Here is a 19,215-nt window from a genome sequence, read left to right on the forward strand (position 1 = left end):
TAGGAGCCTGTAAAATACAGGCACTGCCAATATGGTTGATAGGCTTACGAGCCGCTTAAAACTTAAGGAGGAGCATTTTTTTTATGTCAATTGAAGTAGGCAGCAAGTTAGAGGGTAAAGTAACCGGGATCACAAATTTTGGGGCATTTGTTGAATTGCCAAGCGGATCCACAGGATTAGTCCATATTAGTGAAGTAGCTGACAATTATGTCAAAGATATAAACGATCATTTAAAAGTCGGCGATATGGTTGAAGTGAAGGTAATGAATGTGGGATCTGATGGTAAAATCGGTCTTTCCATCCGTAAGGCGAAGCCTGAGTCAGAACAACGTCCACAGCGTCCACAACGTCCAACGAGACCTCGTCAAGGGAGCAAGCCAAGCTTTGAACGACCAGAGAACTTTGAGCAGAAGATGGCAAAGTTCATGAAGGACAGCGAAGAACGTCTAACTACCTTAAAGAGAGCGACAGAGTCCAAACGTGGCGGTCGTGGAGCTAGAAGGGGATAACTTGCTGACTGTTTCAACTGTGAACTAAAATCAGATGACATCCTATACGTATGTTCCGCACTATGGAGCATGCGTTTTTTGTGTCTAAAAATGTATTTGAATGTATTGACTGGGGTTGGGTCGTTGCTCGAATTTGGCTTGGTCATTGAATGTAGTGAGGGTCATGCTTTGGACTCGCGCAGGCACGTGGGGGATTGCCTCCAGCCATGAGCCAACTAGCGGTGGAACTGCTATCTGTCTCCTGGCCACGGCCGACCCCGCAGTTGTGCCTGCGCTGCTAAGTGGTTGACAAGTTAGATTGTGGTTTAGAAAAGATGAAGATCAGTGAATCGTGATAACTTTCTTCGGTGTTGGAAAAGTATATAACAGATAGATTGGATCGTTGCTCGAGTTTGGCTTGGTCATTGAAAATAGTGAGTGTCACTCTTTGGACCCGCGCAGGCACGTGGGGGATTGCCTCCAGCCATGAGCCAACTAGCGGTGGGGCTGCTAGTTGTCTCACGGCCACGGCCTACCCCGCAGTTGTGCCTGCGCTACTGAGTGGTTGACAAGTTAGGTTGTGGTTTATAGTAGATAAAACCAGTGACTGAGTAGTACCAGTTCCTATTCTTGCAAAAGAAGAATCAGAACTGCTTTACACACTATCTAAGGTAGGCGGAAGCCAACCACCACCGCCGAAGTGGGGCCAATGCCCGCCCCACATACATTGCTAGTCAAACCACTACCTAACATCGTATCCTACTGACTTGTACGAATACCTTGCCCATGTAATCACCAACACATAGAAAAACTCCCCTTGCCTAAGCAAGAGGAGTCTTCGTGTTTCTATTATAGCGGCGGAGGGATTCGAACCCACGACCTTTCGGGTATGAACCGAATGCTCTAGCCAACTGAGCTACACCGCCAAGACATTTGCACGTTGAAATTATACAACTTCAAACGCAACGTCTCTTATCATACTAGGCATTTAAACAACTGTCAACCTCTCTTTTGCTAAAAAATAAACATACGGAATACGTCGAAATGTTTTGCGAATATGCCGCCATGAACAGACAAAATTTCTCGCAACTCCCATGTATAGTTTTATGTAAGAGAACATAGGGGGTATGGGAAATGAAGATGATTGACAATATGGAGCGACCGTTTGTGCAGATGTTCAGGGCATCGTGGCAAGAATTGATGAATCGAAAAGTCTACTTGCTGACGGCCCTTCTTTTCTTAGTAGGATCATTCTTTCTATCACAAGCAGTAGTATTTGATATGGCAGTTCCGTTTTTCTTACCAATCTGGGCGTTGGCCAGTATGCGCTACCGTCAACATATGATTTATGTATTTATAGGAGGGATGGCGGGCAGCGCATTTCTAGGGGTCGGACAAGCCGTCATTCATCTAACACAATTATTGCTGTTTCATTCAATTATTAAAATTCCTGTTGTGAAAAGGTCAATTCCAATCGCTGTAGCGGGGGCAATGATTATTCCGCAACTGGTCTGGCAACTCGTAAAGTACGGAGACGGGATGTTGCCTTTGGCAGTTCAGTTATCGATCGGATTAGAAGCATTGCTTGCGCTATTCATGACTATTTTCATGTTGCTTGCATTTCCTTCTATAGAAAGAATGCTATACGGACCATGGAACCCTGAGCAGATCAGTGCGATGTGTATAGTGGGAGCGCTTGCAGCAACAGGGATGGGCGGTTTCCAGATTGGGACGGTTTCAGTTGCGGGTGTGTTCTTGTTTCTCGCAATCTTTGTAGCGGCTGTCGTTGGGGGAGTGCCGTTTGCTACAACTGTCGGAATGATCATCGCATTGATTATAGGGGTATCAGAACTATCTTTCACGGGTATGATGGCGTTATATGGTATGACTGGTTTGCTCGCGGGTTCACTGAAACGGTTTGGGAAGCTTGGGATCATCACCGGCAGTGTCTTTGTTTCGCTCTTTTTCCTTCTTTATGATGCGACATTGCCTCTTGATACCGTACATTTTTCCACAGTCGGTACCGCGGCATTACTGTTTATATTGATTCCTTCACGTAAATTAAGTCAAATACGACAAGTTTTATTGCCGAAACAAGAAGGGATATCGGAAAAACGACAACAATGGTTGGCGGATAAATTGGATGGACAGTTAGCGGAGTTCCAGCAGTTCGCTCATTTCATGTCAACACTCGTCAATGATCGTCTGTCTCCTGAAGAGGAAGTGGCGGCAACAAGTCAAGTACCATCTATTTGTCAATCCTGTTTTCGTTACCGTAAGTGTTGGGAAAATGAAGAGGATGGCATTGAACCGTTGATTAATGAATGGGAAACCACCTATTCCGCAACAAAAAAAGCGGCACGAGTACGTGTGGAACAGCAGATGAAATATAAATGTCTGCGCTTTAAAGGATTATTGAATGAATTGGAGGAAAGAGGAGCTAATAAATTATTAATGGGGCAGTTACAGCATGGACGAAAGATGCTGGCATTACAATTGCGCGATATGAGTACCCACATTGAAAAAGTTATGCGAGAAGTGAAAGAAGATCTGACTACGTATAAGTTGGCCGAAGAAGAACTTGCGAATCGATTGCAGTCACAAGGGATCGAGTTTTTCCAAATAGATATTTTATCCGAAGAACGAGGTGCCTGTAGAATTGTAATATCGGTGCCAGAGAAAAAAGCGGACTTTGAAGCAGAGACAACTGTTGGGGAGTATTTATTATTGCCTATTTTAGAGGAAATGTATGACGAACCGATGCATATTTCAAAATCAACGTACCAACCATTCCCGTTCCCCCATGTCCAATTGACCTTTAGTTCTGCGGTTCGTTTTTCACTCGACTATGATATTGTCACGACAGCAGGGAAAGGATCGTTCAATGGCGGTGATGCGTATGAGTTATTCAAGATTCACGACGGATTGTCGGCCGTACTGCTATCTGATGGAATGGGACAAGATATCAATGCATACCACGAGAGTAGAAAGGTTATCCGATTGATGAGGGAATGCTTGGGGCAAAAAATGGATCCTGAAACGGCAATTCACACATTACATTATATGATGGCGTTAAATGGGCTAGATGATATGTACGCAACACTCGACTTAGCATTAATTGATTTACAGGAAGGGCGGCTGTGGTCGTGGAAAGCGGGATCGATGAGTACCTATATTAAGAGAAGTGATGATTGTATCCGGTTGGACAGCAAAACGGTGCCATTTGGCTTCTTACCTTCATTTTCAATAGAAGCAAAAAATGAAAAGTTGAAATCTGGTGATATTGTTGTCATGATGACGGATGGTATATTTAATGGAGATATACCGCTTGATATTCAGGAGGACGTCATGAATCAAACGATAGAACGCTTTAAAGAGATGGACTGCCGAACGATTGCGGATCAAGTGATGATGGAGATGGAACGGGTATTTGAGTCTGTGGAAGATGATCGGACGATTCTAGTTATGAAAGTCGGTCATATTGTGCCGAAGTGGTCAAAAGCTAATAAGCAACCTCGAATCATTTCTAGCTAAACAATGGTAGAATAGAGAGAGGAGGGAGATGGATCATGAAAAGTTTGCAGCAAAAGGTTTTGAAGTTTATCGACAAGCAAACACTGATTCCTCCCGGCTCTCGTGTACTGGTCGCGTGTTCGGGTGGTGTGGATTCCATCGCACTGCTTCACTTTCTTGCGACGCATCAGCAATTTTTGGCCATTGAAGTTGGGGCCATTCATGTAGACCATATGCTCCGTGGAGCTGAATCTGCTGAAGATGCGTTTGTTGTGAAGCAACTATGCGAGGAATTCGGACTACCCTTTTATTCTGAACAAGTGCCTATTCGGGCTATCTTAGAAAGCCAGGGTGGCAATATGCAGCAAGTTTGTCGGCAACAGCGTTATGCACGTTTCGAACAAACGATGAAAAGTGAGCAGTTCACGGTTCTCGCAACAGCCCATCATGCAGATGATCAACTGGAGACGGTATTGATTCAATTGAGTAAAGGACAATCATTAAACGGTATGCCGATACAACGCGCGTTTCATTCGGGTAAAATTGTACGGCCATTCCTTCCGTTAAAAAAAAGCGAACTGTACACGTATACGACACAATGCAAAATAAAGTTCCGGGAAGATCCCAGTAATCAGCAAGATTATTATTTGCGCAATCGTATGCGACACCAAGTGCTACCCCTCTTGATAGAGGAAAATCCATCTGTTGCGGTCAATACGGTACGCCAAACGGAGCAACGTCAAGCGGATGAAAAATTGCTGAGTGAGCTTGCAAGTCAACATTGGCAATCGATTGTTACGTATACGGATGAACAGCTTCCTTCTTTTCAACGGGAGGCATTTCTTGCTATTCCCCACGCTTTACAAAAGCGAGTGATTCAACTACTATTAAAATGTCTGACTGAACCAGCAACAGAGAACGCTGAGTGGCATTTTACATTAGTGGATGAACTGTTACAGCATATTACGAACACAGCTGGGAATGTCACAATTGATTTGGCAAATGGCTATCGGTTTATCAGGCAATATGATAAACTGCTAGTTACAAAAAAGGATATAGATACAGCGTCTCTTCGTCCAAAAGTCCTTGAGAAAGGTACTTGGCATACGTGGGGAAATATTCAATTTTACTGGCATCATGTCAATGCGCATAGGATCCAACACTTTTTACCTTCAGACGAAATTAGGTATTTTCAATTGCCTAAGTCGGAACTGCCGTTAACTGCACGGTTGCGAATTACCGGAGACAGAATGTTGCTCAAAGGAATGTCTGAGCCAAAACGTATAAAGCGGATATTGATTGATGAAAAGATAGGGATCGTGCAAAGACAACAGCAGCCTGTCATTACGACAGCGAGCGGTACTGTGTGTGCGGTGCCTGGTGTACGGTATGGTGAGATGTTTTCGCGCTGCCAACTGGAAGGCGATTCATACATATGGATTACGCGAGAAGGCGAGACAAGATAAAATAGAGGGGGACGGGCCGATGATCGCACAAGATATCGAGCATGTTTTAATTTCAGAAGAGCAATTAGAAGAGAAAGTCCGGGAACTCGGAGCAACATTAACTGAAGAGTACCGTGAAAAGTTTCCATTGGCAGTCGGCATACTTAAAGGTGCATTACCATTTATGAGTGATCTGATCAAACGTATTGATACGTATATCGAATTGGATTTCATGGACGTCTCTAGTTATGGAAATGCAACAGTTTCTTCAGGTGAAGTGAAAATCATCAAAGATTTGAACACTAGCATAGAAGGTCGCGATGTGTTGATCATTGAAGACATTATCGACAGTGGAAAGACATTGAATTATTTAGTTGAGCTGTTTAAATACAGAAAAGCCAACTCTATTAAAATTGTTACATTGTTGGATAAACCTACTGGCCGTAAAGTAGATTTAAAAGCAGATTATGTTGGTTTCGATGTACCAGACGCGTTCGTAGTTGGGTACGGATTGGATTACGCAGAGAAATATCGTAATTTGCCATACATCGGTGTATTGAAAAAGGAAATCTATTCTTTCTGACCGTAGTTTAACGGACAGTAAGGAAAGCCTTTTTTCATAAAGCATTTCTTTTGTTAAGTAGTGTTAATCTATGCTAAAATTTACAATAGTTTTCTGTTTAGTTTTTGTTGAATGAGATGAGGAGGCTTGGGATGAATCGAATACTTCGATACTTTCTTTTATATGGATTGATCTTCCTTGCAATAATGGGGATATTCAGTTCGCTTAACAATCCAAATCCGAAGATGAAACCAATTCGGTATGATGAATTCATCACAGCGCTGGAACAAGGAAAAGTTGAAAATGCAACTTACCAACCATTACAGCTTGTGTATGAAGTAAAAGGGGAAATGACCGACTACGAAAAAGGTGAAACATTCGTAACGAACATTCCAGAAAATGATATGGACGGCATTCGCGAAATAGTCGCAAAGACAAATACTGAAATTGACATCCTACCGCCAAAAGAAACAAGCGCGTGGGTATCGTTCTTTACAGGACTTGTACCATTCATAATTATTATTATCCTTTTCTTCTTCTTACTGAACCAATCACAAGGCGGCGGTGGCGGCAAGGTGATGAACTTCGGGAAAAGTAAAGCGAAACTGCAAACGGACGATCGAAAGAAAGTACGTTTCAATGATGTTGCAGGTGCAGATGAAGAAAAGGCAGAGCTTGAAGAAGTCGTGGACTTCTTGAAAGACGCCAGTAAGTTTGTGGAGTTAGGCGCACGGATTCCAAAAGGGATCTTGCTAGTTGGACCTCCAGGTACAGGTAAAACATTACTTGCGCGTGCAGTTGCAGGCGAATCTGGTGTACCATTCTTCTCGATTTCAGGTTCTGATTTCGTTGAGATGTTTGTAGGTGTGGGTGCTTCTCGAGTGCGTGACTTGTTCGAGAATGCCAAGAAAAATTCACCATGTATTATCTTTATTGATGAAATTGATGCAGTTGGACGTCAGCGTGGAGCCGGCTTAGGTGGCGGTCACGATGAGCGTGAGCAAACATTGAACCAGTTGCTAGTAGAAATGGATGGATTTGAAGGAAACGAAGGAATTATCATCGTTGCCGCTACAAACCGTCCGGATATTTTGGACCCGGCACTTCTTCGTCCGGGACGTTTTGACCGTCAAATTACGGTTGGTCGTCCAGATGTTAAAGGAAGAGAAGCTGTGTTGAAAGTTCACGCACGTAACAAGCCACTTGACGATACAGTCGATATGAAAGCTCTAGCTCAGCGTACTCCAGGATTCTCTGGCGCGGATCTTGAGAACTTATTGAATGAAGCAGCTCTTGTGGCAGCGAGAAGAAATAAACTAAAAATCGATATGTCCGATATTGATGAAGCAACGGATCGTGTTATTGCAGGTCCTGCAAAAACAAATCGTGTCATTTCGAAAAAAGAACGAAACATCGTCGCGTTCCACGAAGCGGGTCACGTAGTTGTGGGCTTAATACTCGATGATGCAGAAATCGTTCATAAAGTAACTATTGTTCCTCGTGGGCAGGCTGGCGGATACGCAGTCATGCTTCCAAAAGAAGATCGTTACTTCATGACAAAACCTGAACTCCTCGACAAAATTGCGGGTCTTCTAGGTGGACGTGTTTCAGAAGAAATCGTGCTTGGCGAAGTATCAACCGGTGCACATAATGACTTCCAGCGTGCTACAGGTATTGCACGTTCGATGGTTACAGAATACGGAATGAGCGATAAAATCGGTCCGATGCAGTTCGGCCAGACGCAAGGCGGCCAAGTATTCCTTGGACGTGATTTCAATTCTGAGCAAAACTATTCTGAAGCAATCGCATACGAAATTGATTCTGAAATGCAAATTATTATTAAAGAGCAATATGAACGTACAAGAAAGATTTTGACTGAAAACCGAGAATTGCTTAATCTGATCGCAACGACTCTATTGGAAGTCGAAACGTTGGATGCGGAACAAATCAATCACTTGAAAGATCACGGTACTTTGCCTGATCGCCCATACGACAACAACGATGGCGGCGATGATGACAAGAAGATTGTGGAATCCCCTGTGGAAACTGCAATGAATGAAACACCGGATTCAACAAGCGTGACTCCTGATAGTACGGGCGCACCATCAGACCCGTCAATCGGTGACTTGCCAAGTGAAGGTGGGGCAACAGATAAGACACTACCACCAATTGATGAAGAACGCAGAGACTAAGCGAACCTAACAGCCGACTGTTTACAGTCGGCTGTTTTCTTAATGATAGGGAAATGGTCAGTACACATCTACAGTATCTACACGTGGAATTATGATATGATGTACGGGAAAAAGTCAAAGTATGAGGGGACAACGACTATGTTATTAGTATTAGATACAGGTAATACCAATATTGTGTTAGGCGTATATGAAGGGGATCAACTGAAGTACCACTGGCGTATGGAAACCTATCGTCATAAGACAGAGGATGAATACGCCATGCAAGTTAAAGCGATGTTTCAGCATGTGGGGCTTTCATTCGAAGACATTACTGGCATTATTATTTCTTCTGTGGTGCCGCCTGTTATGTTCCCGTTAGAGCAAATGTGTAAAAAATACTTCAATCAGAAGCCGATGGTCGTTGGGCCAGGTGTGAAAACAGGATTGAATATTAAGTATGAAAATCCTCGCGAAGTCGGTGCAGATCGAATCGTTAATGCGGTAGCGGCGATCCGTGAATATGGTAGCCCGCTGATAATCGTTGACTTTGGAACAGCTACTACGTATTGCTACGTGAACGAAAACGGCGAATACATGGGTGGTTCCATTGCGCCTGGCATAAAGATCTCTATGGAGGCGTTATTTGACCGCGCTTCAAAATTGCCACGCGTTCAACTTGCGCGGCCCGAGCATGTTGTTGGTAAAAATACCGTCGCTGCTATGCAGTCTGGTATTGTCTTTGGTTATGTTGGACAAGTAGAAGGTATTGTTAACCGTATAAAAGAGGATTGTAAAGTAGAACCTACAGTCATAGCGACAGGTGGAATGGCAGAATTGATTGCATCTGAAACAAAAGTAATTGATGTAGTAGATAACTTCCTGACACTAAAAGGATTACATTTAATTTATGAAAGAAATTTGTAAGGAGAGAATGAAATGACAACAGATTATTTAGTAAAAGCACTAGCTTTCGAAGGACAGATTCGTGCATATGCAGTCCGCTCAACTGAAACAGTAGGAGAAATGCAACAACGTCACCAGATGTGGCCGACAGCGACTGCTGCTCTTGGACGTACCGTTTCAGCATCCGTCATGATGGGCGCTATGTTAAAAGGTGAAGACAATATTACAGTGAAAATCCAAGGAAATGGTCCACTAGGTCCGATTGTTGTGGATGCTAACGCAAAAGGGGAAGTCCGCGGATATGCTACAAATCCACAAACTCACTTACCTCTAAATGAACAAGGGAAATTAGACGTAAGTGGTGCAGTCGGTACGGAAGGTATGCTTTCCGTTGTAAAGGATCTCGGTATGAAAGATTACTTTACAGGGCAAGTGCCAATTATTTCCGGGGAAATTGCGGAAGACTTCACTCAGTACATGGTAGTATCTGAACAAGTACCGTCCGCTGTTGCACTAGGTGTACTTGTCAATCCAGACAACACAGTCAAAGCTTCAGGTGGATTCATACTGCAAGTAATGCCCGGAGCTACAGAAGAAACGATTGTATTGCTAGAAGAAAGAATTGCGAACATGACGGCGATTTCTACTATGATTGACAACGGACTAACGCCTGAAGGAATCCTTTCAGAAGTGTTAGGTCAAGACAACGTAGAATTTCTCACTAGAATAGACGTGAAGTTTGATTGTGATTGTTCCAAAGAGCGTTTTAGCGAGGCGATTAAAGGACTTGGGGCTGTAGAAATACAAGCGATGATCGATGAAGATCATGGTGCAGAAGCTCAATGCCACTTCTGTTTGGAGAAGTATCATTTCTCTGAGCAAGAACTTCAAGATTTAATTTAATGAGATCGTAAACTACTTACCCGCTGCCAAATACTTTTTCGCGTAGCGGGTAGTTTTATAATTTGTCTAAAGAACCTCAAGAGTAAGCGCTATCAAATAAAACAGATACACTATAATCTTCTGAATTATTTGATTGACAACTTAATTAGAAGGTAGTAATATTAAGCTAATAAAACATATAAAAATACTAGGTATTAGGAGCGGATGACAAATGAGTAGAGTGGGAAATTCAGTTATTGATTTGATAGGTAAAACACCGTTAGTAAAATTAAATCGTTTAACAGGTGCAAACGACGCAGATGTGTATTTGAAACTAGAATTCTTCAATCCTGGCTCAAGTGTCAAGGACCGTATTGCGCTTGCTATGATTGAGTCAGCGGAAAAGAGCGGTAATTTAAAAGAAGGCAGTACAATTATCGAGCCGACGAGCGGCAATACGGGTATCGGTCTCGCTATGGTTGCAGCTGCAAAAGGTTATAAGTCAGTACTTGTTATGCCTGACACGATGAGTTTAGAGCGTCGTAACTTACTTCGCGCATACGGAGCGGATTTAGTATTGACTCCAGGAGCTGAAGGAATGAAAGGCGCAATTTCTAAAGCAGAGCAATTGGCAGAAGAAAACGGTTGGTTCTTGCCACAACAATTCAATAATGAAGCAAACCCCGAAGTTCATCGTCTGACAACAGGACCTGAGATTGCGAATGCTCTGGATCAAGTAGACGCGTTCATTGCGGGAATTGGTACGGGTGGTACGATTACAGGAGTGGGCGAAGTATTAAAAGAACGTTTCCCTGGTATCAATATCGTTGCGGTAGAGCCGGAAGATTCAGCAGTATTGTCTGGAGGTAAGCCTGGACCGCATAAAATCCAAGGAATCGGGGCAGGATTTGTGCCGAAAGTGTTGGATACGGAAATCTATGATGAGGTTATCAAAGTTTCTAATGATGATGCATATACGTTTGCGCGTCGTGCGGCACGTGAAGAGGGTATCCTCGGTGGAGTATCTTCAGGTGCAGCAATTGCGGCTGCGTTGCAAGTAGCGAAGAAGTTAGGCAAAGGCAAAACAGTTGTAGCGATCCTTCCGTCAAACGGAGAACGTTACTTGAGCACCCCTCTTTATCAGTTTGATGAAGAGTAAGAGATAAAGACTGAAGGCGGATCCTGTGTTAGGGGATTCGTCTTTTTTGTGTAGAGGTAGTTGTTTGGGGATTGGGATTGGATCGTTGCTCGAGTTTGGCTAAGTCATTGAAAGTGGTGAGGGTCGTGCTTTGGACCCGCGCAGGCACGTGGGGGATTGCCTCCAGCCATGAGCCAACTAGCGGTAGGGCTGCTAGCTGTCTCATGGCCACGGCCTACCCCGCAGTTGTGCCTGCGCTACTGAGTACGTGCCAAGTCAGGTTGCGGTTTATAAATGATGAAGATCAGAGGATCGTTGCTCGACATTGGTTTGTGCATTGAAAGTGGTGAGGGTCGTGCTTTGGACCCGCACAGGCACGTGGGGGATTGCCTCCAGCCATGAGCCAACTAGCGGTAGGGCTGCTAGCTGTCTCATGGCCACGGCCTACCCCGCAGTTGTGCCTGCGCTACTAAGTGCTTAACAAGTCAGGTTGTGGTTTATAAAAGAAGACAACCAGTGACGGGGTAGTACTAGTTTCTATTCTCGCAAAACAAGTATCTGAACTGTCCTACACATAATCTAACGTAGGCGGCTGCACGTGGTAGGCGTAGTAATGAGACAGTCAGGCGAACTTCCTGTCTGGCTCATTGCGGAAGCCATCCACCACCGCCGAAGTGGGTCCAATGCCCGCCCCACTTAATTTGCTAGTCAAACCACTACCTTTGCAAAAACAAGGAAGAGAAAACGTCTCGCAAAACAACAAACTACTGCCGCATCTTACTTACCCATTCCGAACAAAACTCATTCCCAACCAGCTTTGCACGATACATTTGACCGTAGATAAACTTCAAACTTTTATCAGCGCACTGAAATCTGTATAATTAAGACGAACCAAGCAAGCTATACATAGAACAGAGGAGGCTCACTGTGAAAAAAAAGTGGAGCATAATTATTTCAGTTTTAGTTGTCGTCATCATGGGATTCATTATATTCATGTTGAACAAAGAAATTAAAGAAGAAACTTCTGGTATTCCGGGTTATGAAGATGCCGGAATAGATAAATTACCGAAAGACGAGCGTGAACGTCTGCCGCAAGATTGGCAAACCACTACCGAACCTGACAAGCCAGGCCTCGATAAAGAGGATGTAGCACCTGACTTTGAACTAACCACACTTGACGGGGATACGGTAAAGTTATCCGACTACCGGGGTAAAACAGTTATGTTAAACTTCTGGGCATCGTGGTGTCCACCATGTCGTTCGGAAATGCCGCATATGGATAGCTACTACACCGACAATAAAGAAACCGACAATATGGAAATACTCGCAGTCAACATGACAAAGACTGAAAAGAATAAAGTCGAAAGTGCGAAGGAATTCGTGGATGAATATAAATTGTCGTTCCCGATTTTATTAGATAAGGATAGCGAAGTCATGAAAATGTATCAGATCAAAGTCTACCCGACTTCATATATCATCAATGAAGAAGGCGTCATCACAGATAAATTAATGTTGCCGCTTGATGACAAGATGATCAAACAGTTAATAGAGGAAAGTAAAGCAGAGTGAACATTAGAAATGCAGGGGGAACTAGCATGAATACAGTAGCTTATCAGACGGCTTCAATGACAAAAGATGAATTCTTTTACGCCTATCGTCAACTTGCGACAGAAGTGGAACGACATGTTTTATTAGAAAGTGGTCGTGGTGGAGAGATGTGCGTGGCGGGACTTGATCCGCTTGTGACATTTCAGGCAATCGAAACAGGGCTACGCTTGGAGTGGCGTGATGGCAAAGAAGAAATAGTAACAGGAGAAGATCCGCTAGTCCTGCTGAATGATTTTATGACGCAATATGAGCTGGAGTACCAGAATGAGTTACCTGCCTACCAAGGTGGTCCTATCGGGATGATCAGTTATGATTATGTCAGACGCTATGAGACGCTGCCGGTTCTTGCAAAAGATGATTTAGTGACACCTGATGTATTCTTTTATCTATTCGATCAATGGGCCGTGCTTGACATAGAAAATGAGAAAGTCTATTTTATGGCATTGCCTGAGAAGCAGCATAGCTTGGATGATATAGTGAATGAATGGACGGAAGCATCACAAATAGGCTTGACCAATCGTCAGTTTACACCTGGACAAGCGACGGATGTTGACGTCACAGAGGATAATTTGCAAGTTTCCGTAACAGGAGAGCAGTTTGAACAGATGGTCCGTGATGTACAGCAATTTATCGAGCAGGGAGATGTTGTACAAGTGAATCTGTCTGTACGTCAGTCAAAACCACTCGAAGCGCCATCTTTATTGATGTATGAAGCGCTGCGTTCGTTCAACCCCTCTCCTTATATGGCTTATATGGCGGCGCCGGATTTTGAAGTAGTCTCCGGTTCACCTGAGTTATTGTTAAAAAAACGTGGAACTGAATTGAGCACTCGTCCAATCGGTGGTACGCGCAAACGCGGTTTGACGGAAACAGAAGACCTCGCTTTGCAGGAAGAATTGGTATCGAATACGAAGGAGAAAGGTGAGCACAAGATGCTTGTCGATCTCGAATGTGCAGACTTTGAAGGAATCTGTCAAGAAGGCACAGTAGAAGTTGATGAATTCATGGTCGTTGAAAAGTACTCACATGTCATGCATTTGGTATCAAATGTACGGGGTACGGCAGCTTCTGAAGATCTTGCGCCCATCATGCACGGAGTTTTCCCTGGTGGTTCAATTACGGGAGATCCTAAACTGCGTACGATGGAAATCATTGAAGAATTGGAGCCGACACGCAGAGGTCTCTACACAGGATCAATGGGATGGATTGGTTTTAATGAAGATTTGGAGCTAAATATCACAATTCGTACGGCATTTATTCAAGCAGGTGTCGTGCATATTCAAGCGGGTGCTGGTCTAGTACCAGATTCAGATCCTGCTTCAGAATATGAAGAGTCTTTGAATAAAGCGAAAGCGCTGTGGCAGGCGAAAGAAATGGCTGAGCTAGTCACTCGTCAAGAAAGTGGGCACTCACATTGATTTGCTGGATGAACGGGGAGCAAGTACATGCAGATGAACTACGCATTTCCCCTTTCGATCATGGATTTCTTTACGGATTAGGGTTTTTCGAAACCTTCCGTACGTACGGTGGGGAAGTATTTCTTTATGATTCGCATATGATTCGATTGCGGTCAGCTTTGATTGACTACCATATAGAGATGCCATATAGCGATGAAGAAATTCTAATGGCGATTCATTCTTTATATAAAGAGAATGGCTGCGAGGATGGTTATTACCGATTAAACGTGTCGGCGGGTGTGCATGATATCGGGTTAGCCCCTACTCAATACAAACAACCAAATGTACTGATCTTTCAAAAGGCACTTCATCTACCGGCTGTACATACAGAAAAAGATGGTGTCTGGCTTGCCACGACGCGCAATGAACCTGAAAGTGTTGTTCGTCATAAGTCTCATCAGTATGCAAATAATGTAAAAGGACGTCTCGAATTGCCTTCATTGAGAGAAATAGAAGGCTTATTCGTTACATCTGACGGATATGTAGCAGAAGGCATTACATCGAATATATTTTGGGTAAAAGAAGGCGAGTTGTATACACCTTCATTAGAGACAGGAATTTTACCGGGTACGACACGGGCCTTTGTAATGGAGACCGCGGGAGTAGTTGGATTGGCTGTTCATGAAGGGTTATACATGCCTGGTGAACTCGAATCGGCGGAAGAAGTATTCATTACCAACGCGATTCAGGAACTAGTTCCAATTCGCCGAGTAGGAGAAACGAGGTTTTCTGGCAAAGAAGGACCGGTCTATCAACAATTACATGCCGGTTACCAACAAGCCGTCAACCGAATGAAAGTGGGTGACCAGTAATGGAACTATCAAAAGCACGTGCCTCTTATCAACTGGGAGAAACGACGATTAATTTTATGGAAGAAACAATCATCATGGGGATACTGAACGTCACACCGGATTCGTTTTCGGATGGTGGGAAATTTGGCAAGCAAAACCCAGCGCTTGAACACGCACGAAGCATGCTCATGGATGGAGCGAAAATCATTGATGTCGGTGGTGAGTCTACCCGTCCGGGGCACACTCCTGTTTCGGTAGAAGAGGAGATAGCGCGGGTTGTGCCGATCATTGAATTACTCACTCGAGAACTCGGCTGTGTAATATCGATTGACACGTCAAAAGCAGCTGTTGCGGAAGCCGCGGTTAAGGCGGGCGCGAGTATAATTAATGACGTGTGGGGAGCAAAGCGTGAACCAGCCATTGCAGAAGTAGCGGCGCGATATGGCATACCGATCATCTTGATGCATAACCGCGAGGATCGTGATTATCAGCTACCGTTCATGGAGGCAGTTATAGAAGATTTGCAAGAGAGTATCGAGATTGCGAAACGAGCAGGAGTTAGTGAAGAGATGATTTGGCTAGATCCAGGTATCGGCTTTGCGAAAGATCTTGAACAGAATATACTAGCGATGCAAGGACTATCTTCGATTGCGGATCTGGGATATCCTGTTTTACTTGGTACGTCCCGTAAAGGCATGATTGGGAAAGTACTCGATTTGCCTGTGGATGAGCGAGTTGAAGGTACAGGCGCCACGGTTTGCTACGGTATTGAGCACGGTGGACATATTATGCGAGTTCACGATGTAAAGGAAATCTCGCGGATGGTCAAGATGATGGATGTACTGACGAAGAAAGCAGCATACACTGGGTAAGCGATAAAATGGAGGGGTTTCATGGATTATATTCATTTGAATGATATGGAGTTTTACGGTTACCACGGCGCATTGCCTGAAGAGAATAAACTAGGACAGCGCTTTCGTCTGACAGTTTCATTGGCAACAGATCTTGCCGAAGCTGGACAAACTGATGATTTATCGAAAACAATGAACTATGCGGAAGTGTATGAGATGTGCAAGAACATTGTGGAAGGAGAAGCAGTTCATTTGATCGAAACGGTGGCGGAAACAGTGGCGGGTACGATTATGACAGACTTTGCGGAAAAGGTGAATGGTGTGCGCGTCCTACTTATAAAGCCGGATCCACCGATTCGAGGGCATTACTCATCCGTTTCCGTGGAAATCACGAGGGGGCGTTTCACTTGAATAACGCCTACTTGTCACTCGGGTCGAATATAGGTAATCGCCTCGAGCATTTACAGCAAGCTGTGGAGTTGTTAAATGAAAATCCTTCTATTAAGGCGTTAAAAGTTTCTTCAGTGTACGAAACTGAGCCTGTCGGATTAACAGAACAAGCGAAGTTTTTGAATATCGTAGTGAATCTAGAGACTACATTAGAAGCAACAGAATTATTGAGTGCGTGTCAATCCATTGAAAACAAGCTTGGTAGAATGCGTAAAATCCGTTGGGGTCCACGGACGGTAGACTTGGATATCTTGCTTTATAATGAAGAGCACATTCAACTGGAGCATCTGATTATTCCACATATCCGTATGCAAGAGCGCGCCTTTGTTCTCGTTCCACTAGTCGAAATTAACCCGGAAGTAAAGAATCCTATAACGGGAAGGCTCTACAATGAAGAGCCTGCGATAAAGGAAGACGGAGTGAATCTTTGGAAAAAGATTGTGCGAATTGAGGAGTTTCTACAATAAGATTGAACGAACTGTCCTATAACGGGGCAGTTTTTCTATACAAACACACGAGATAACTGTTTGTCCTTTTGTTAGGCCTGGAATTTGTGTACAATAGTTGCAGACGACCATTCCCGTGAAGAGGGATAGTCAAAGTATGAAGGAGTGAAAGGTAATGTCCAATATGGATGAAATGAATGATCAGCTTTTGGTGAGACGCCAGAAGATGAAAGATATACGCGAAGGTGGTTTGGATCCTTTCGGTCAGCGTTTTGAACGAACACACCTAACAAGTGAAATCCGCTCTACATATGAAGAACAATCAAAAGAAGAGCTGGAAGAGAACGAGCATGAAGTAACAATTGCCGGCCGTATCATGACGAAGCGTGGTAAAGGTAAGGCAGGATTTGCGCATATCCAAGATCTTGGAGGTCAAATCCAGATTTACGTGCGTCAAGACGCTATTGGTGAAGATGCTTATAAGCTATTCACTTTTGCGGATCTTGGAGACATTGTCGGCGTACAAGGCGTTATCTTCAAAACAAAAGTAGGAGAACTCTCTATTAAAGCGACGAAGTTTACGTTCTTGACGAAAGCATTACGTCCGTTACCTGAGAAGTTCCATGGCTTACAAGATGTAGAACAGCGCTATCGCCAACGCTACCTAGACTTGATTTCGACTGAAGGCAGCAAAGAAACATTCATTATGCGTAGTCGTATCATTCAATCCATGCGTCATTATTTAGATGGACAAGGTTTCCTTGAAGTAGAAACACCTATGCTTCACTCGATTGCAGGAGGAGCAGCAGCTCGCCCATTCGTTACACATCACAATACACTTGATATGACACTATACATGCGAATTGCTATTGAACTACATCTAAAGCGCCTAATCGTTGGAGGTCTAGAGAAAGTATATGAGATCGGACGCGTATTCCGTAATGAAGGAATGTCCACTCGCCACAACCCCGAATTCACAATGATTGAGTTGTACGAAGCCTATGCAGATTACAACGACATCATGGAATTGACTGAGAACCTTGTGGCACATATCGCGCAAGAAGTGCTCGGTACAACGACGATCCAATACGGTGACGATCAAATCGAATTAGCACCACGTTGGAAACGACTGCACATGGCAGACGCAGTTAAAGACTTTACGGGTGTTGACTTCTGGCAGCAATTGACGAAAGAACAAGCACATGAATTAGCAAAAGAGCATAACGTTCAAGTAACTCCTTCTATGGAAGTAGGTCATGTACTGAATGAATTCTTCGAACAAAAAGTAGAAGAAGAACTTGTGCAGCCGACATTCATCTACGGACATCCTGTAGAGGTATCACCTCTTGCGAAGAAGAACCCGGAAGATCCACGCTACACGGATCGCTTCGAGCTATTCATCGTCCGTCGTGAACACGCGAACGCCTTTACGGAATTAAATGATCCAATCGATCAGCGCGAACGCTTTGAGTCGCAACTTGTTGAGAAGGAACAAGGAAACGACGAAGCGCATGAAATGGACGAAGATTTCATTACAGCATTAGAATACGGACTACCGCCTACAGGTGGTCTAGGTATCGGAATCGATCGTCTCGTCATGTTGTTGACGAACTCTCAATCAATCCGTGACGTACTATTATTCCCTCAAATGCGTCCTAAAGACTGATACGGAGGCTGGGACAAAACCCTCCTCATATTGAAAAAGAACGGACCCATTGAAGTTTATGGGGTCCGTTCTTTTTTATATATTTTTTTAGTTTTAGGAAGAAAAAAAGGATACCTTCTGATAAAATTTAGTCACCACAACAAAAAGTATCGGAGGTATCCTTATGTTTAAAGATTATAACATGAACCAACTGATTTTACCTTTAGATTTAGAAATTAGCTTACAAGAACATGATATTGCTTACGCCGTGCATGATCTAGTCGAAAGCATTCCGAAACAAGCATTTGACAGCTTTTTGCGTGAGACAGGTTGCCCATCTTATCATCCACGGATGATGTTAAAGATCATTTTGTGTGCCTATACACAGTCTGTTTTTTCGGGCAGAAAAATAGAAGGACTGTTAAAAGATAGCCTTCGCATGATGTGGTTAGCTCAAGGTTATAAACCAAGCTATCGCACCATCAATCGATTTCGCGTTCATCCTGAAGTAAAAGAAGTACTACGCCAGTGCTTCGTGCAATTTCGTTGCCAGCTGGTACAAAAACAGCTAATTGATGAAGAAGCCATTTTTATTGATGGAACGAAGATTGAGGCGAATGCCAACAAATTTACATTTGTCTGGCGCAAGTCAGTGGAACGGTATAGTTCAGGTCTTGTAGAAAGGTCCAGTCAGATGTACGAAGAGCTGTTAGAAAAAGAGATCATCCCTGAAATCGAACGAGAAAGTTTTGATGAACTATCTACTGCGGAACTGTCTAAAGTAGTAGAGAAGCTAGATGAAACTATCCAAACCTATACAGAAAAGATTAACGCTAGCGAAGATGTCGAGGAACGCAAACAAATT

The 19,215-nt window shown here is 43.7% G+C and carries 17 protein-coding genes and 1 tRNA gene (1 of these 18 cut by a window edge); 17 read left to right on the forward strand and 1 reads right to left on the reverse strand.

Going from position 1 to position 19,215, the window contains the following annotated elements; translation table 11 throughout:
• Nucleotides 1-83 precede the first annotated feature (83 nt).
• Complete coding sequence (locus SporoP32a_RS10055) at nucleotides 84-509, forward strand: S1 domain-containing RNA-binding protein (RefSeq protein ID WP_029054887.1); 426 nt, start codon at nucleotides 84-86, stop codon at nucleotides 507-509.
• A gap of 133 nt (nucleotides 510-642) precedes the next feature.
• Entirely contained in the window at nucleotides 643-798 is a 156-nt protein-coding gene (locus SporoP32a_RS16820; RefSeq protein ID WP_157129958.1) for a hypothetical protein, read from the forward strand.
• Between the two features lie 542 nt (nucleotides 799-1,340).
• Here SporoP32a_RS16820 and SporoP32a_RS10060 read toward each other — a convergent pair.
• Nucleotides 1,341-1,414: transfer RNA gene (locus tag SporoP32a_RS10060), tRNA-Met, on the reverse strand.
• A gap of 208 nt (nucleotides 1,415-1,622) precedes the next feature.
• Here SporoP32a_RS10060 and SporoP32a_RS10065 point away from each other — a divergent pair.
• From SporoP32a_RS10065 to SporoP32a_RS10135, 15 genes are all read left to right on the forward strand, one after another.
• Nucleotides 1,623-4,022, forward strand: coding sequence for a SpoIIE family protein phosphatase (locus SporoP32a_RS10065; protein WP_085427769.1), 2,400 nt, complete (start codon nucleotides 1,623-1,625; stop codon nucleotides 4,020-4,022).
• Nucleotides 4,023-4,057: 35 nt separating this feature from the next.
• The gene (gene tilS, locus SporoP32a_RS10070) at nucleotides 4,058-5,467 is read left to right on the forward strand and encodes a tRNA lysidine(34) synthetase TilS (RefSeq protein WP_085427770.1); all 1,410 of its coding nucleotides are present in this window, start codon (nucleotides 4,058-4,060) and stop codon (nucleotides 5,465-5,467) included.
• A gap of 19 nt (nucleotides 5,468-5,486) precedes the next feature.
• Nucleotides 5,487-6,029, forward strand: a complete 543-nt coding sequence (gene hpt, locus SporoP32a_RS10075) for a hypoxanthine phosphoribosyltransferase (RefSeq protein WP_085427771.1) — start codon at nucleotides 5,487-5,489, stop codon at nucleotides 6,027-6,029.
• 131 nt (nucleotides 6,030-6,160) lie between these two features.
• Nucleotides 6,161-8,200, forward strand: coding sequence for an ATP-dependent zinc metalloprotease FtsH (gene ftsH, locus SporoP32a_RS10080; RefSeq protein ID WP_085427772.1), 2,040 nt, complete (start codon nucleotides 6,161-6,163; stop codon nucleotides 8,198-8,200).
• 138 nt (nucleotides 8,201-8,338) lie between these two features.
• Entirely contained in the window at nucleotides 8,339-9,103 is a 765-nt protein-coding gene (locus SporoP32a_RS10085) for a type III pantothenate kinase (protein ID WP_085427773.1), read from the forward strand.
• Between the two features lie 12 nt (nucleotides 9,104-9,115).
• Nucleotides 9,116-9,985: an Hsp33 family molecular chaperone HslO gene (gene hslO / locus SporoP32a_RS10090; protein WP_085427774.1), complete on the forward strand. Its 870-nt coding sequence runs from the start codon at nucleotides 9,116-9,118 to the stop codon at nucleotides 9,983-9,985.
• A gap of 211 nt (nucleotides 9,986-10,196) precedes the next feature.
• Nucleotides 10,197-11,123: a cysteine synthase A gene (cysK, locus tag SporoP32a_RS10095; RefSeq protein WP_085427775.1), complete on the forward strand. Its 927-nt coding sequence runs from the start codon at nucleotides 10,197-10,199 to the stop codon at nucleotides 11,121-11,123.
• A 906-nt stretch (nucleotides 11,124-12,029) separates the two neighbouring features.
• Complete coding sequence (locus SporoP32a_RS10100; protein ID WP_085427776.1) at nucleotides 12,030-12,671, forward strand: peroxiredoxin family protein; 642 nt, start codon at nucleotides 12,030-12,032, stop codon at nucleotides 12,669-12,671.
• Nucleotides 12,672-12,697: 26 nt separating this feature from the next.
• On the forward strand, nucleotides 12,698-14,128 hold the full coding sequence (locus SporoP32a_RS10105) for an anthranilate synthase component I family protein (protein WP_085427777.1): 1,431 nt from the start codon (nucleotides 12,698-12,700) through the stop codon (nucleotides 14,126-14,128).
• Nucleotides 14,125-14,979: an aminodeoxychorismate lyase gene (pabC, locus tag SporoP32a_RS10110; RefSeq protein ID WP_085427778.1), complete on the forward strand. Its 855-nt coding sequence runs from the start codon at nucleotides 14,125-14,127 to the stop codon at nucleotides 14,977-14,979. Before SporoP32a_RS10105 ends, pabC begins: the two co-directional genes overlap by 4 nt.
• Nucleotides 14,979-15,830, forward strand: coding sequence for a dihydropteroate synthase (gene folP / locus SporoP32a_RS10115; RefSeq protein WP_085427779.1), 852 nt, complete (start codon nucleotides 14,979-14,981; stop codon nucleotides 15,828-15,830). The genes pabC and folP overlap by 1 nt, the downstream gene beginning before the upstream one ends.
• A gap of 21 nt (nucleotides 15,831-15,851) precedes the next feature.
• Nucleotides 15,852-16,220: a dihydroneopterin aldolase gene (gene folB / locus SporoP32a_RS10120; RefSeq protein ID WP_085427780.1), complete on the forward strand. Its 369-nt coding sequence runs from the start codon at nucleotides 15,852-15,854 to the stop codon at nucleotides 16,218-16,220.
• Nucleotides 16,217-16,726 (forward strand): 2-amino-4-hydroxy-6-hydroxymethyldihydropteridine diphosphokinase, encoded by a 510-nt coding sequence (gene folK / locus SporoP32a_RS10125; RefSeq protein WP_085427781.1) that lies wholly within the window; start codon nucleotides 16,217-16,219, stop codon nucleotides 16,724-16,726. The genes folB and folK overlap by 4 nt, the downstream gene beginning before the upstream one ends.
• Nucleotides 16,727-16,880: 154 nt before the next feature.
• The gene (gene lysS / locus SporoP32a_RS10130) at nucleotides 16,881-18,371 is read left to right on the forward strand and encodes a lysine--tRNA ligase (RefSeq protein WP_085427782.1); all 1,491 of its coding nucleotides are present in this window, start codon (nucleotides 16,881-16,883) and stop codon (nucleotides 18,369-18,371) included.
• 163 nt (nucleotides 18,372-18,534) lie between these two features.
• Nucleotides 18,535-19,215: the 5' portion of an IS1182 family transposase gene (locus SporoP32a_RS10135; protein WP_085427783.1), read on the forward strand. The gene runs 897 nt beyond the window's last position; the window shows 681 of its 1,578 coding nt (coding positions 1-681); it begins with the start codon at nucleotides 18,535-18,537; its stop codon lies beyond the right edge, outside the window.

It is taken from the genome of Sporosarcina ureae (genome assembly GCF_002109325.1).
In the GTDB taxonomy this organism is placed as follows: domain Bacteria; phylum Bacillota; class Bacilli; order Bacillales_A; family Planococcaceae; genus Sporosarcina; species Sporosarcina ureae_C.

Coding starts and splice junctions, on each gene's coding strand:
- SporoP32a_RS10055 (WP_029054887.1), top strand. CDS start 84: ATGTCAATTGAAGTAGGCAGCAAGTTAGAGGGTAAAGTAACCGGGATC.
- SporoP32a_RS10065 (WP_085427769.1), top strand. CDS start 1,623: ATGAAGATGATTGACAATATGGAGCGACCGTTTGTGCAGATGTTCAGG.
- tilS (WP_085427770.1), top strand. CDS start 4,058: ATGAAAAGTTTGCAGCAAAAGGTTTTGAAGTTTATCGACAAGCAAACA.
- hpt (WP_085427771.1), top strand. CDS start 5,487: ATGATCGCACAAGATATCGAGCATGTTTTAATTTCAGAAGAGCAATTA.
- ftsH (WP_085427772.1), top strand. CDS start 6,161: ATGAATCGAATACTTCGATACTTTCTTTTATATGGATTGATCTTCCTT.
- SporoP32a_RS10085 (WP_085427773.1), top strand. CDS start 8,339: ATGTTATTAGTATTAGATACAGGTAATACCAATATTGTGTTAGGCGTA.
- hslO (WP_085427774.1), top strand. CDS start 9,116: ATGACAACAGATTATTTAGTAAAAGCACTAGCTTTCGAAGGACAGATT.
- cysK (WP_085427775.1), top strand. CDS start 10,197: ATGAGTAGAGTGGGAAATTCAGTTATTGATTTGATAGGTAAAACACCG.
- SporoP32a_RS10105 (WP_085427777.1), top strand. CDS start 12,698: ATGAATACAGTAGCTTATCAGACGGCTTCAATGACAAAAGATGAATTC.
- folP (WP_085427779.1), top strand. CDS start 14,979: ATGGAACTATCAAAAGCACGTGCCTCTTATCAACTGGGAGAAACGACG.
- folB (WP_085427780.1), top strand. CDS start 15,852: ATGGATTATATTCATTTGAATGATATGGAGTTTTACGGTTACCACGGC.
- lysS (WP_085427782.1), top strand. CDS start 16,881: ATGTCCAATATGGATGAAATGAATGATCAGCTTTTGGTGAGACGCCAG.